Source organism: Curvibacter delicatus NBRC 14919 (genome assembly GCF_001592265.1).
Taxonomy (GTDB): domain Bacteria; phylum Pseudomonadota; class Gammaproteobacteria; order Burkholderiales; family Burkholderiaceae_C; genus Hylemonella; species Hylemonella delicata.
This window is the reverse complement of record NZ_BCWP01000009.1, coordinates 87295-100034: the sequence shown is the minus strand read 5'-3', so window position 1 is coordinate 100034 and position 12740 is coordinate 87295. Positions and strand designations below refer to the sequence as shown.

At 63.2% G+C, this 12740-nt stretch carries 11 protein-coding genes; 7 read left to right on the top strand and 4 right to left on the bottom strand.

Annotated elements, in window-relative coordinates; translation table 11 throughout:
• A complete protein-coding gene (locus tag CDE01S_RS06485) occupies positions 1 to 993 on the bottom strand; it encodes an ATP-dependent nuclease (RefSeq protein WP_084382777.1) in 993 nt (330 codons plus the stop codon).
• A gap of 158 nt (positions 994 to 1151) precedes the next feature.
• Positions 1152 to 2297 carry a tRNA 2-thiouridine(34) synthase MnmA gene (mnmA, locus tag CDE01S_RS06480; protein WP_066705130.1) on the bottom strand — a complete coding sequence of 382 codons (1146 nt, stop codon included), beginning with the start codon at positions 2295 to 2297 and terminating at the stop codon, positions 1152 to 1154.
• 51 nt (positions 2298 to 2348) lie between these two features.
• On the opposite strand from mnmA, the gene CDE01S_RS06475 reads away from it, so the two are divergent.
• From CDE01S_RS06475 to tcuB, 3 genes are all read left to right on the top strand, one after another.
• Complete coding sequence (locus CDE01S_RS06475; RefSeq protein WP_066705128.1) at positions 2349 to 3281, top strand: LysR family transcriptional regulator; 933 nt, start codon at positions 2349 to 2351, stop codon at positions 3279 to 3281.
• Between the two features lie 152 nt (positions 3282 to 3433).
• The gene (gene tcuA / locus CDE01S_RS06470) at positions 3434 to 4864 is read left to right on the top strand and encodes an FAD-dependent tricarballylate dehydrogenase TcuA (protein WP_066705126.1); all 1431 of its coding nucleotides are present in this window, start codon (positions 3434 to 3436) and stop codon (positions 4862 to 4864) included.
• Positions 4851 to 6038: a tricarballylate utilization 4Fe-4S protein TcuB gene (tcuB, locus tag CDE01S_RS06465; RefSeq protein WP_066705124.1), complete on the top strand. Its 1188-nt coding sequence runs from the start codon at positions 4851 to 4853 to the stop codon at positions 6036 to 6038. The genes tcuA and tcuB overlap by 14 nt, the downstream gene beginning before the upstream one ends.
• Here tcuB and CDE01S_RS06460 read toward each other — a convergent pair.
• Positions 6019 to 6960 (bottom strand): LysR family transcriptional regulator, encoded by a 942-nt coding sequence (locus CDE01S_RS06460; protein WP_066705121.1) that lies wholly within the window; start codon positions 6958 to 6960, stop codon positions 6019 to 6021. The two genes, tcuB and CDE01S_RS06460, sit on opposite strands and share 20 nt — an antisense overlap.
• Before the next feature lie 169 nt (positions 6961 to 7129).
• Here CDE01S_RS06460 and CDE01S_RS06455 point away from each other — a divergent pair, with 169 nt between their 5' ends.
• Complete coding sequence (locus CDE01S_RS06455) at positions 7130 to 8083, top strand: tripartite tricarboxylate transporter substrate binding protein (RefSeq protein ID WP_066705120.1); 954 nt, start codon at positions 7130 to 7132, stop codon at positions 8081 to 8083.
• Positions 8084 to 8124: 41 nt separating this feature from the next.
• Positions 8125 to 8916 (top strand): substrate-binding domain-containing protein, encoded by a 792-nt coding sequence (locus tag CDE01S_RS06450; RefSeq protein WP_066705119.1) that lies wholly within the window; start codon positions 8125 to 8127, stop codon positions 8914 to 8916.
• 35 nt (positions 8917 to 8951) lie between these two features.
• On the opposite strand, the gene CDE01S_RS06445 is transcribed toward CDE01S_RS06450, so the two are convergent.
• Positions 8952 to 9446: an NUDIX hydrolase gene (locus CDE01S_RS06445; protein WP_066705117.1), complete on the bottom strand. Its 495-nt coding sequence runs from the start codon at positions 9444 to 9446 to the stop codon at positions 8952 to 8954.
• A gap of 149 nt (positions 9447 to 9595) precedes the next feature.
• Between CDE01S_RS06445 and CDE01S_RS06440 the strand changes: the two genes are divergently transcribed.
• Both CDE01S_RS06440 and pntB read left to right on the top strand, forming a co-directional pair.
• On the top strand, positions 9596 to 11203 hold the full coding sequence (locus CDE01S_RS06440; RefSeq protein ID WP_066705115.1) for a Re/Si-specific NAD(P)(+) transhydrogenase subunit alpha: 1608 nt from the start codon (positions 9596 to 9598) through the stop codon (positions 11201 to 11203).
• 23 nt (positions 11204 to 11226) lie between these two features.
• Complete coding sequence (pntB, locus tag CDE01S_RS06435) at positions 11227 to 12639, top strand: Re/Si-specific NAD(P)(+) transhydrogenase subunit beta (protein ID WP_066705112.1); 1413 nt, start codon at positions 11227 to 11229, stop codon at positions 12637 to 12639.
• The last annotated feature ends 101 nt before the right edge of the window (positions 12640 to 12740 follow it).

The window sequence follows — 12740 nt, the reverse complement described above, 5'->3', positions numbered from 1 at the left end:
TCAGCAAATCCTTAGCTTAGTGAAGGCGAATTCAGAAGATATGCCTTGAGAGACTCTCGTCTTTCCCCCAATAGTCTCAACATAAAAACGGGCGTCATTCGGAAGACAGTCAAAGATTTCCTTGGAGTGAGTTGTGCATATCACCTGCGTATGCATTTCAAGGCATACGTCTTTCAGCTTGTCGACGAACTTTCGCTGTGCTTCGGCATGAAGGCCTAGCTCAATTTCATCCAATACGAGTAACGAGCCAGAGCCGGCTGCATAGATGGTCGAGAAAATCTCGAAAAGTGCGTTTTCGCCAGCTCCCATGTTGAACCCAGAGTAAACGGTTGAACCGCACTTCACGATGGGGAGGCTGTACTTGGAATGTTCCAAGTATCGAAAGTCGTCATAAGTCTTCCCTAAGACATAGCCAACGGCGTTCATGACTTTCGTTTCCCAGCCCTTTAGAGGGGTGTCTTTGAACGCTCGGGAATATGATCTGCTTTGGCTGCGCTCGCTATGTGGGACGATTCGTTCAATACCGAGGAAGACGACGGTTCGCGGTACCCGCGCGTCATAGTCGTTCCATTTCCCACCTTTCACTTTTTTTCGAACTTGTGAGGCGATGCCTATGCCATTAGGAATATATGGTGTGGGTTTCCAGTTGTTGTACGCAATGTCGTAACGAATTGCGAGGCCTCCTGGTGAGACCTCAGAGCCGTGCTGGATGAAAAAATCTGAAAATGTGTAGTAAGGATTCTTGCGTTTAGGGAGCTTGTACCCATCAGCAGAAGCATGGAAAGCACAACATGCCAACGCTAAGATAGTTGACTTCCCCGCCCCGTTCTTGCCAGCAATAGCTGTAATCGGATACTCGAAAGGGATATCAAGTGAGTTGAGACCGCGTAGCACGCCTGACGCAAGGCGAATGTGTCGAAGCAGCGCATGGGCGTTGTCTGCGGTGAACCAAGCGCGCAGTTTCTTGTCTTTGTTGCTCTCGCGGTACTTCATGTTCTCGGCCTCCTCTTATGAAAAGAAGAGAGGCACAAACCGTTGAATGAGACTATGGCTCATTAGGTTAGTTGTCTCCACCTCTTTTAAGCTGCTTTATAGCAGTCACTGACTGCCGTTCGAACGAGCTGAGGTAGGCCATCTGGCTACAGCGAAGGTCAGGTCTGTGCCGCGTTGATTACGCCACCGCCCAAACACACCTCGCCGTCATACAGCACCGCCGACTGTCCCGGCGTCACCGCCCACTGCGCCTGCGGGAACGTCAGGCTGAAAGCACGGTCTTCGATGTTGCTGATGGTGCAGGCCGCATCCGCTTGCCGGTAACGCGTCTTGGCCGCCATGGCGCCCAGCTTGGGCGGTTCACCGGCGACCCAGCTGGCATCCTGCGCGTGCAGCGTGTGAGACAGCAGCCAGGGGTGCTCATGTCCCTGCACCACCCACAGCGTGTTCTTCTCCATGTCTTTGCGCGCCACGAACCAGGGCGCGTGCTCGCCGCCGCCCTTTTGCGCACCTTTGGCCTTGATGCCGCCGATGCCCAGGCCCTGGCGTTGGCCCAGGGTGTAGAAGCTCAGGCCCACATGGTTGCCGATGACGCGGCCATAGGCCTTGTCGCCGGGTGCGGGCGTGCCGTCCTTGATCGGCCCCGGCTCCTTCTGGATGTAGCGGTTGAGGAACTCGCGGAACGGGCGCTCGCCGATGAAGCAGATGCCGGTGGAGTCCTTCTTCTTGGCATTGGGCAGGCCGATTTCCTCGGCGATGCGGCGCACCTCGGTCTTGTGCAGCTCACCCACCGGGAACAGCGTCTTGCTCAGCTGCGCCTGGTTCAGGCGGTGCAGGAAGTAGCTCTGGTCCTTGCTCGGGTCCAGGCCTTTCAGCAGTTCATGTTTGCCGGTGGTTTCATTCAGCCGGACACGGGCATAGTGACCGGTAGCGATCTTCTCGGCGCCCAGGCGCATGGCGTGGTCGAGGAAGGCCTTGAACTTGATCTCGGCGTTGCACAGGATGTCCGGGTTGGGCGTGCGGCCGGCCTGGTACTCGCGCACAAACTCGGAAAACACGCGGTCCTTGTACTCGGCGGCAAAGTTGACGTGCTCGATCTCGATGCCGATCACATCGGCCACGCTGGCAGCGTCGACGAAGTCGATGTTGGAAGAGCAGTACTCGCTGTCGTCGTCATCTTCCCAGTTCTTCATGAAGATGCCGATGACCTCATAACCCTGCTGCTTGAGCAGGTACGCACTGACCGCGGAATCCACGCCGCCGCTCAAACCCACCACCACCCGCTGTTTGCTTGACTTGCTCATAGGTGTGCGATTATCCCAGCCATGACAAGAAAGGGCTGGTGACGGGCTTTTATGGAACTCAGGCAGATTCGCTATTTCGTGCGTGTGGTCGAGCTCGGCAGCATGAGCCGCGCCGCGCTGGAACTCGACATGGTGCAGTCGGCCCTGAGCCAGCAGATCAGCCGGCTGGAGGGCGAACTGGCCACCCGGCTGCTGCAGCGCACCAGCAAGGGCGTGGTGCCGACCGAGGCTGGCCTGGCCTTTTTCCGCGAGGCCCAGCTCACCCTGCGCCATGCCGAGCAAGCCGCCCGCGCCGCGCAGCAGGCGCGCCTGTCGGGCACGGTCAGCGTCGGCCTGGCGCCCACCACGGCTTCGGTGCTGGGCGTGCCGCTGATGCGCGCCATGCGCACGCGCTACCCCGATGTGCGCCTGCACATGGTGGAAAGCCTCTCGGGCCACATCATGGCCATGCTCAATGCGCGCCAGCTCGATCTGGCGGTGCTGTTCGACACCCACACGGCGCGGCGCTGGAGCGTGATGCCCTTGCTGGAGGAAAAGCTGTTCTTCATCCGTTCGCGCCAGGGCTTGCCGGCCAAGGCGCCGGCCAAAATGCGCATGGCCCAGCTCAAGGGTGAGCCGCTGATCCTGCCCACCGGCACGCACGGCCTGCGCAGCACGCTGGACGCGGTGTTTGCCCGGGCGCGTTACCAGCCGAACGTGGTGGCGGAAATCGACTCGCTGCCGATGCTGATGGACGCGGTGGATGCCGGGCTTGGCCACACCCTGCAGCCTTGGGCGGCGGTGGGGCGGTTTGCCGATGCGCAGCAACGCTTCCATCTGGCGGAGGTGACCGACCCGCAGGCACGGCGCGTGAACGCCCTGTGCAGCCTGTCGGACGACGAGCTGTCACCGGCGGCGCTGGCCACGCGGGTCGTGCTGGCGGATTGCGCGCGCGAGCTGGTGCGCTCGGGGCGTTGGGTCGGGGCGGCACTGGTGGACGGCTAGGGCGGTCACCACCGCCAGCCATCACAAAAACTGATGGCCCCATGCGATCACGCCCCTGCCACGGGGCTGGGGTTGTCATTACAGTCAGGCATCCTCGACAACATGTTTCCGGCCTCAGCTCGCAGCTGGGCCGTTGATGGAGATTCCTTGCAATGATCGATGTCCTTGTCATCGGCGGTGGCAATGCAGCCCTCTGCGCGGCCCTGATGGCGCGTGAAGCCGGTGCTTCCGTGCTGCTGTTGGAAGCGGCGCCGCGTGAGTGGCGTGGCGGCAATTCCGCGCACACGCGCAACCTGCGCTGCATGCACGATGCGCCGCAGGACGTGCTGGTCGATGCCTACCCGGAAGAGGAGTACTGGCAGGACCTGCTCAAGGTCACCGGTGGCATCACCAACGAACACCTGGCACGCCTGACCATCCGCGCCTCCAGCACCTGCCGCGACTGGATGCGCCGCCACGGCGTGCACTTTCAGCCGCCGCTGTCGGGTGCGCTGCATGTGGCACGCACCAACGCCTTTTTCATGGGCGGCGGCAAGGCGCTGGTCAATGCCTATTACCGCAGCGCCGAGAAGCTGGGCGTGCAGATCCGTTACCAGGCGCCGGTGGACCGGCTTGACATCCAGAACTGTCAGTTCCAAGCAGCCTACGTGGGTGGCGAGCGCATCGAGGCCAAAGCCTGCGTGCTGGCCGCCGGTGGCTTCGAGTCCAACCGCGAATGGCTGCGCGAGGCCTGGGGCCAGAATGCCGACGGCGAGTGGCCGGCCGACAACTTCCTGATCCGCGGCACGCGCTTCAACCAGGGTGTGCTCATCAAGCACATGGAAGAACAGGGTGCCGACATGATCGGTGATCCTTCGCAGTCGCATTGCGTGGCGATCGATGCACGCGCGCCGTTGTACGACGGTGGCATCTGCACCCGCATCGATTGCGTCTCGCTCGGTGTGGTGGTCAACAAAAACGCGCAGCGTTTCTACGACGAGGGCGAGGACTTCTGGCCCAAGCGTTACGCGATCTGGGGCCGACTGGTGGCGCAGCAGCCGGGGCAGATCGGCTACTCCATCATCGACAGCAAGGCCATCGGCCGCTTCATGCCGCCGGTGTTCCCGGGTGTGCAGGCCGACAGCCTGCCCGAACTGGCGCGCAAGCTCGGTCTTGACGAAACCACCTTCATGCGGACGCTGGATGACTACAACGCCGCCTGCCGCGTCGGCACCTTCGATCACACGGCGCTGGACAACTGCCACACCGAAGGCGTCACGCCGGCCAAGACGCACTGGGCGCGCCCGATCGACAGCGCGCCGTTCTACGGTTACGCGCTGCGCCCCGGCATCACCTTCACCTACCTGGGGCTGAAGGTCAACGACCAGGCCGCGGTGCATTTTGGTGGTGTGCCGAGTCACAACCTGTTCGTGGCCGGCGAGATGATGGCCGGCAACGTGCTCGGCAAGGGTTACACGGCCGGCGTCGGCATGTCGATTGGTACGGCTTTTGGCCGTATAGCCGGCATCCAGGCTGCGCAAGCAGCTATGAAATCAGGAGCGGAATCGGTGTGGGGCAAGGAGAAGAAACGTGCAGCAGCTTGAGAGTTTGACCCGCGAAGCCCGCGCCCTGGCCAATGGTGATGTCGTGCCCGGCTCGGCTGAAGCCGAGGTGGCGCGCCAGTTGCAGATCTGCAATGCCTGCCGTTATTGCGAAGGCTTCTGCGCCGTGTTTCCGGCCATGACGCGCCGGCTGGCCTTCCCCGTCGCCGACGTGCATTACCTGGCCAACTTGTGCCACAACTGCGGCGCCTGCCTGCATGCCTGCCAGTACGCGCCGCCGCATGAGTTTGCCGTCAATGTGCCGCAGGCCATGGCCAAGGTCCGGCTGCAGACCTATACCGATTTCGCCTGGCCGCCCTCACTGGGCCGGCTGTACCAGCGCAACGGCCTGACGCTGGCGCTGGCCGCGGCCGGCGCGCTGGCCTTCTTCCTGCTGCTGACGCTGTGGCTGAAGGACACGCTGTGGCGTGTGCCGGCCTCCGCGGACTTCTATGCCATCTTCCCGCACAACCTGCTGGTGGGTCTGTTCGCGCCGGTGTTCCTGTACGCCGTGCTGGCGCTGGCCCTTGGTGTGCGCCGTTTCTGGCGCGAGGTGACCCCAGGGCACGACTACGAGGCGCCGGCCATCGCGGCCGTGCAAGGTGGCGCGACGCTCGAGGCCACCCATGACGCGCTGCGCCTGAAGTACCTGGACGGCGGCCACGGCGAAGGCTGCCACAACGAGGACGATGCCTGGACGAAACAGCGGCGCGTTTTCCACCATGCCACCTTCTACGGCTTCCTGCTCTGTTTTGCCGCCACCAGTGTGGCCACGCTCTACCACTACCTGCTGGGTTGGGCGGCGCCGTATTACCTGCCCAGCCTGCCGAAGCTGCTGGGTGCCGCAGGCGGTGTGAGCCTGCTGGTGGGCACGACCGGCCTGTTCCGCCTGAACCTGTGTCGCCATCCGCAGCATGGTGATGCGGCGCAGAAACCCATGGACCGCGGCTTCATGGCCCTGCTGTTCTTCACCAGCCTCACCGGCCTGGGGTTGTGGGGTGCGCGTGGCACGGCGGCCATGCCGGCCTTGCTGGCGCTGCACCTGGGGGTGGTGATGGCGTTGTTTCTGACCCTGCCCTATGGCAAGTTCGCGCACGGCATCTTCCGCAGCGCCGCGCTCTTCAAGTGGGCGCTCGAAAAACGGTTGCCGAGCCGGCTCAAGCTCGGCGACGACTGAGGGGCGAGGCCGGCTTGGCAGGACGCGCCGCGCTCCGCTTGCGCAAAAGCGCGTACAACGCTGCCGCCGACGGGGACAGTGGCTGCTCCCGGCGCGAGATCAGGCCCAGTACGCGATGAATGGTCGGCTTGATCAGCGGAATGCCCACGATGCCCAAGCGAGCGGAGTCGTTCAAGGACAGGCTCGGCACGGCCCCCACGCCCAATCCGGCCTGCACCAGGTGAACCAGCGTGGCGACGTGATTGACCTCATGGAAGGCCATCGGACGGCGGCTCAGACGCGATAGTGCGTTGTCGATCAGCAAGCGATTGCCGCTGGCGCGCGACACTGAAATCAGTTTCTCGCTCACCAGTTCGCTCCAGGCGACGGCGCTGCGGTGCGCGAGCGGATGGTCAGGGCGCACGGCGAGCAGGTAGGTTTCGCGGAACAAGGCGTGGAAGTCGAGGCCGGGCTCCTGCGCCCCCATGAAATTCAGGCCGAAATCCGCCATGCCGCCCACGACCTGGGCCAGCACCTCTTGCGCTCCCTCGTCCGCGATCTTGACTCTGACATCCGGGTACTGCTTGGCGAACTCCACCAGGGCGTCGGGCAGCAATTGCTCCGCCACCGAGGGAATGCAGGCCACCGTGACGACGCCTTTGCGCAGTGCTGCGGTGTCGGTGATGTGTTGGACGGCCAGGTCCAGGTTGTCCAGTATCTGTCTGGCGTGTTCGAGAAACTGCCGCCCGACGGCGGTCAGCGTCACACGGCGGGTGGTGCGCTCAAACAGGCGCGTGCCCAGTGCCGTTTCCAGCCGCTCGATGCGGCGGCTCAATGCCGGCGAGGAAATGAACAGGGCATCGGCGGCCACCCGAAAGCTGGCTTTCTCCGCCACGGCGACAAAAGCCTGCAGTTCATCGATTTGAAGATTGTTTCTCTTCATGCATGAATAACTGCAAAAGTTGCAATTTACTAATTATCGGATGAATCGCAGAATGCGGCCGTCGTTGCCTGGCCATCGTTGATGTGCACAGGGCTTGAGTGTTGATGCATGGCGGGTTTGCCGCCTGAGAGACTTTATGAATCCGAAACTGTTTTTATTGCGGCGGCGCATGACCGTGCCAACGCTGCTGCTCGCCTTGTTGGGGGCGGCCAGTGGGGGCGTTCACGCCGACAACTGGCCGTCGCGGCCGATCAAGTTCGTTGTGCCTTTTGGTCCTGGCGGTGCCAATGACCTGGTGGCCCGCGCCGTGGCCGATGCGGCCTCGAAACAACTGGGGCAGCCCATCGTGGTGGAAAACAAGCCCGGTGCGGGGTCGGTACTGGGGGCCGACATCGTGGCCAAGTCGGCGCCCGATGGGTATACCTTTCTGACGCCCGCAGCCGGCATTGTGACCAATGCCCTGATCAAGACCCGCATGCCATTCAAGGAGGCCGATCTGGTGCCGGTGGCGATGATGGCGGTCAGTCCCTCGGTCATCGTGGTACCGGTTGATTCGCCGATCAAGGACCTGAAGGGACTGGTTGCAGCATCGAAAGCGGGGAAAGGGTTGAACTTTTCCACCGCCGGCACCGGCAGTACGCCCCACTTCGTGGCTGAAATGCTCAAAATCCAGTCGGGTGCCCGGCTGGAAGTGATTCCCTACAAGAGCGGCTCGGATGGCATGGTGGCCGTGATCGGCAAGCAGGTCGATGCGACGTCGGAAGCCAGCGTGGTGGTACTGCCGCAAATCAAGGGTGGCAAGCTGCGCCCCATTGCCTCGACGTGGAACCGACGGATTGCGGCCTTGCCGGATCTGCCCACCGCGCAAGAACAGGGCTATCAGGGCGTTTTCATCGGCCATTGGTCAGGGGTGTTTGCGCCGCGTGGTACCCCGGAGGCGATCCTGGACAGGATGAACCAGGCGGTGGACGCGGCCCTGAAGTCTGCGGAGCTGCGGGCGCGGTTGATACCGCAAGGCATCGATCCGGTCGGCGGTTCGCGCGCCGAATTCGTGAAGTTCCTGGCTGGCGAGAAAGCCCGGCTGGGGCCGATCGTCAAGGCGGCGAGCATGAAGGAAGACTGAGGCGACCGCCTCAACCGGATCACTGACGCAAGGAGACTTCGATGAAATTCACATGGCAGACGCTGCGCATGGCCTGGCTGGTCGGTGTTGGTCTGATCTTGGCCGCCGGCATGGCATTGGCCGACGAGATCAAGGTCATCAGCTCGGGCGGTTTCACCGCCGCCTACAAGCAGCTGGTGCCGCTGTACGAGCAGGCCAGCGGGCACAAGGTGATCTCGTCCTATGGCGCCTCCATCGGCAATGCGCCCGATTCCATCCCGAGCCGGCTGGCGCGTGGGGAGCAGTTCGACATCCTGATCCTGTCCGATGCCGGGCTGGAGGCGCTGGTGAAACAAGGCCACGTGGTGCCCGGCAGCCGGGTCGACCTGGGCCGTTCCATCATCGGCCTGTCGGTGCGCAAGGGCACGCCCAAGCCGGACATCAGCACGGTGGACGCCCTGCGTCAGACCCTGCTCAATGCCAAGTCGATTGCCTATTCGGCCAGCGCCAGCGGCACCTACCTGTCGACCGAACTGTTTCCGCGCCTGGGTGTGGCGGAGCAACTCAAGGACAAGGCAAAGAAGATCTACAGCGAACGGGTTGGCGCCGTGGTGGCACGCGGCGACGCCGAGCTCGGTTTCCAGCAGGTCAGCGAACTGCTGCCGTTCAGCGAGCTGGACTATGTGGGCCCGCTGCCCGACGAGGTGCAGCAGACCATCTTCTTCTCGGCCGGCATCGGGGCCCAAGCCAAGGCGCCCGAGGCGGCCCGGCATCTGGTGCGTTACCTGGCGTCGCCGGCGGCAGCGTCCATCGTGCGCAGCACCGGGCTGGAGCCGGTTTCAAGTATCAAATAGGCATCTCGGCCACGCCAAATAAGCGCAAACAGCTCTTATTTTTGTAGCAATTGCACCGAGGTGTCGGTGTAGACCAGGTCCAGCGGGTAGCGCTGGCCGCGCAGGTGGTCTTCCATGCAACGCTGCACCAGCGGGCTGCGGTGGCGTGCGGCGCTGGCGCGGATTTCGTCCGGCGTCAGCCACAGCGTGCGCACGATGCCGGTGTCCAGTTGCGCGCCGGGCACCACATCGCCCAGCGTGCCGGCAAAGGCAAAGCGCAGGTAGGTGATGTCCTCCATCTCTTCGCCCGGGCGCTGGCGCTGCAGGCGCGACAGGTAGATGCCCAGCACATGCGTAGGCGTGAAGCGGTGGGTGGTTTCTTCCAGCGCCTCGCGCGCGCAGCCCTCGACGGGTGATTCGCCCGGGTCCAGATGGCCGGCCGGGTTGTTGAGCATCAGGCCCTCAGTGGTTTCTTCTTCCACCAGCAGAAAGCGGCCATCGCGTTCGATGATGGCGGCAACGGTGACACTGGGTTTCCAACGCATATTCATAGATGAAGATTATGGATTGCCGTCGAAATAGTTATAGAGCTTATGCCTGGGAGCTTCGTAATTCTCAGGTAAGCTTGTTGTCGCGTGCGGGCTGCCCTGCCGGGTGAGGCCGCGTGACCATCAAGAAAATCATAGTCAGGAGATGATGAATGCAAGCTGGCACAGCTCAACCGGCGCAACGCATTGGTGTGCCGCGGGAGATCTTCCCGGGTGAAAAACGTGTCGCCACGGTCCCCGACGTGGTGGAGAAACTCATCAAGCTCGGCTTCCAGGTGGCCGTTGAATCTGGCGCCGGTGATGCTGCCAATTTCAGCGACGACGCCTACCGCGCGGCAGGCGCCGAGATTGTCAACGGTGCGGCGGCGTTGTGGGCGACCTCGGACATCGTGTTCAAGGTGCGCGCACCCAGCATGGATGAAGTGGCCCTGATGCGTGAGGGCAGTGCCCTGATTGGCTTCATCTGGCCGGCGCAGAACCCGGAGTTGATGCAGCAGCTGGCCGCCAGGAAAGCGACGGTGCTGGCCATCGATTCGTTGCCGCGCACACTCTCCCGCGCCCAGAAGATGGACGCGTTGACCTCCATGGCGGGCGTCAGCGGCTACCGCGCGGTCATCGAGGCGGCCAATGCTTTCGGTCGTTTCTTCAACGGCCAGATCACGGCCGCGGGCAAGGTGCCGCCGGCCAAAGTGTTCATTGCCGGCGCCGGTGTGGCCGGTCTGGCAGCCATCGGTACCGCTGCCGGCCTGGGCGCCATCGTGCGTGCCAACGACACCCGTGCCGAGGTGGCTGACCAGGTCGTCTCGCTGGGTGGCGAGTTCGTCAAGGTTGACTACGAGGAAGAAGGCTCGGGCGGCGGCGGTTACGCCAAGGTCATGTCCGAGGGTTTCCAGCAGGCGCAGCGTGCCATGTACGCCCAGCAGGCCAAGGAAGTCGACATCATCATCACCACCGCGCTGATTCCGGGCAAACCGGCACCCAAGCTCATCACCGCCGAGATGGTGCGTTCGATGAAACCGGGCAGCGTGATTGTGGACATGGCGGCCGAGCAGGGCGGCAACTGCGAGCTGACCGAGCCGGGCCAGGCCGTGGTGAAACACGGTGTGACCATCGTCGGCTACACCGACCTGGCTTCGCGCCTGGCCAAGCAGTCGTCGACCCTGTACGCCACCAACCTGCTGCGCCTCACCGAGGAGCTGTGCAAGGCCAAGGACGGTGTTGCCAACGTCAACATGGAAGACGATGCCATCCGCGGCCTGACCGTCGTGAAGAATGGCGACATCACCTGGCCGGCCCCGCCGCTGAAACCCGCGGCAGTGCCGGCGCCGAAGCCGGCTGCTGCGCCGGTGGCCCAGAAGAAGTCAGGCCACGGCCATGGCAGCAGCGGACCGCTGCCGGCCAAGACGCTGGCCATCCTCTTCGCTGTGGCGGCACTGGCCTTCTGGTTCATTGGTGCTTATGCCCCGGTGGCCTTCCTCGGCCACTTCACGGTGTTCGTGCTGGCCTGCTTCATCGGCTACATGGTGGTGTGGAACGTCACGCCGGCGCTGCACACGCCGCTGATGAGCGTGACCAACGCCATCTCCAGCATCATCGCCATCGGCGCGCTGATCCAGATCGCGCCGCCGGACGCTGGCGCAGGCGGCCGCCCGGATGAGCTGATCCGCTGGCTGGCGTTTGCCGGCATCGTGCTGACGGCGGTCAACATGTTCGGTGGCTTCTCCGTCACCCGCCGCATGCTCGCCATGTTCCGCAAATAAGAAGAAAGAGAAGGAAGACGATCATGTCCCAAAGTCTTGCGACGGTGGCCTACCTCGGTGCGGCCATCCTGTTCATCCTGAGCCTGGGTGGCCTGTCCAACCCGGAAACCTCGCGCCGCGGCAACCTGTTCGGCATCATCGGCATGGCGCTGGCCGTGCTGGCCACGGTGTTCGGCCCGCGCGTCAGCCCGGCCGGCATTCCGTGGATCATCGGTGCGCTGTTGGTGGGCGGCAGTGTCGGTCTGTATGCCGCGAAAGTGGTGAAGATGACGCAGATGCCCGAGCTGGTCGCGCTGATGCACAGCCTGGTCGGTCTGGCGGCCTGCCTGGTCGGTTTCGCCAGCTACGTCGACACCTCGGTGCAACTGGCCGGGGCTGAAAAGCTCATCCACGAAGTCGAGATCTACGTCGGCATCCTGATTGGTGCGGTCACCTTCTCCGGCTCGCTCATCGCGTTCGGCAAGCTCAACGGCAAGATCGGCGGCAAGCCGCTGTTGCTGCCGGCGCGCCATTGGCTGAACCTGGCCGGTTTGCTGGTGGTGATCTGGTTCGGGCGCGAGTTCATCCACGCCCCCACCGTGGCCGAAGGCATGACGCCGCTGGTCGTGATGACGGTCATTGCGCTGCTGTTCGGCGTTCACATGGTGATGGCCATCGGCGGCGCCGACATGCCGGTGGTGGTGTCCATGCTCAACAGCTATTCCGGCTGGGCCGCCGCGGCCACCGGCTTCATGCTGAGCAACGACCTGCTGATCGTGACCGGTGCGCTGGTGGGCTCTTCCGGCGCCATCCTGTCCTACATCATGTGCAACGCGATGAACCGCAACTTCATCAGCGTGATCGCCGGTGGTTTCGGCTCGGGCGGCGGTGCGCCGGCCAAGTCGGGTGAAGCCGCCCAGCCGCAGGGCGAGGTGGTGGCGGTGAGCGCGGTGGAAACCGCCGAACTGCTGCGCGAAGCCAAGAACGTGATCATCGTGCCGGGTTACGGCATGGCGGTGGCGCAGGCCCAGCACACGGTGTACGAGATCACCAAGACCCTGCGCGACAGGGGCGTGAACGTGCGCTTCGGCATCCACCCGGTGGCCGGCCGCATGCCGGGCCACATGAACGTGCTGCTGGCCGAGGCCAAGGTGCCGTATGACATCGTGATGGAAATGGACGAGATCAACGACGACTTCCCGGACACCGACGTGGCCATGGTCATCGGCGCCAACGACATCGTGAACCCCAGCGCCATGGAAGACCCGGCTAGCCCGATCGCCGGCATGCCGGTGCTGGAGGTGTGGAAGGCCAAGACCTCCATCGTCATGAAGCGCTCCATGGCCTCAGGCTACGCCGGTGTGGACAACCCCTTGTTCTACAAGGAGAACAACCGCATGCTGTTCGGCGACGCCAAGAAGATGCTGGACGAAGTCTTGACCGTTCTCAAGAGCTGACAAGGCATAATCCCGCAACAGGGAAAAAAGCACGACCGTGCCGAAATACCCGGCACGGTTTTTTTTCGCCCCGAAAAATTCAGATCAAGACAGGAGACATG

Bases quoted from the DNA above. Each gene is read 5' to 3' on its own strand.
- CDE01S_RS06485 (WP_084382777.1), bottom strand. From the start codon at position 993: ATGAAGTACCGCGAGAGCAACAAAGACAAGAAACTGCGCGCTTGGTTC.
- mnmA (WP_066705130.1), bottom strand. From the start codon at position 2,297: ATGAGCAAGTCAAGCAAACAGCGGGTGGTGGTGGGTTTGAGCGGCGGC.
- CDE01S_RS06475 (WP_066705128.1), top strand. From the start codon at position 2,349: ATGGAACTCAGGCAGATTCGCTATTTCGTGCGTGTGGTCGAGCTCGGC.
- tcuA (WP_066705126.1), top strand. From the start codon at position 3,434: ATGATCGATGTCCTTGTCATCGGCGGTGGCAATGCAGCCCTCTGCGCG.
- CDE01S_RS06460 (WP_066705121.1), bottom strand. From the start codon at position 6,960: ATGAAGAGAAACAATCTTCAAATCGATGAACTGCAGGCTTTTGTCGCC.
- CDE01S_RS06455 (WP_066705120.1), top strand. From the start codon at position 7,130: ATGACCGTGCCAACGCTGCTGCTCGCCTTGTTGGGGGCGGCCAGTGGG.
- CDE01S_RS06450 (WP_066705119.1), top strand. From the start codon at position 8,125: ATGAAATTCACATGGCAGACGCTGCGCATGGCCTGGCTGGTCGGTGTT.
- CDE01S_RS06445 (WP_066705117.1), bottom strand. From the start codon at position 9,446: ATGAATATGCGTTGGAAACCCAGTGTCACCGTTGCCGCCATCATCGAA.
- CDE01S_RS06440 (WP_066705115.1), top strand. From the start codon at position 9,596: ATGCAAGCTGGCACAGCTCAACCGGCGCAACGCATTGGTGTGCCGCGG.
- pntB (WP_066705112.1), top strand. From the start codon at position 11,227: ATGTCCCAAAGTCTTGCGACGGTGGCCTACCTCGGTGCGGCCATCCTG.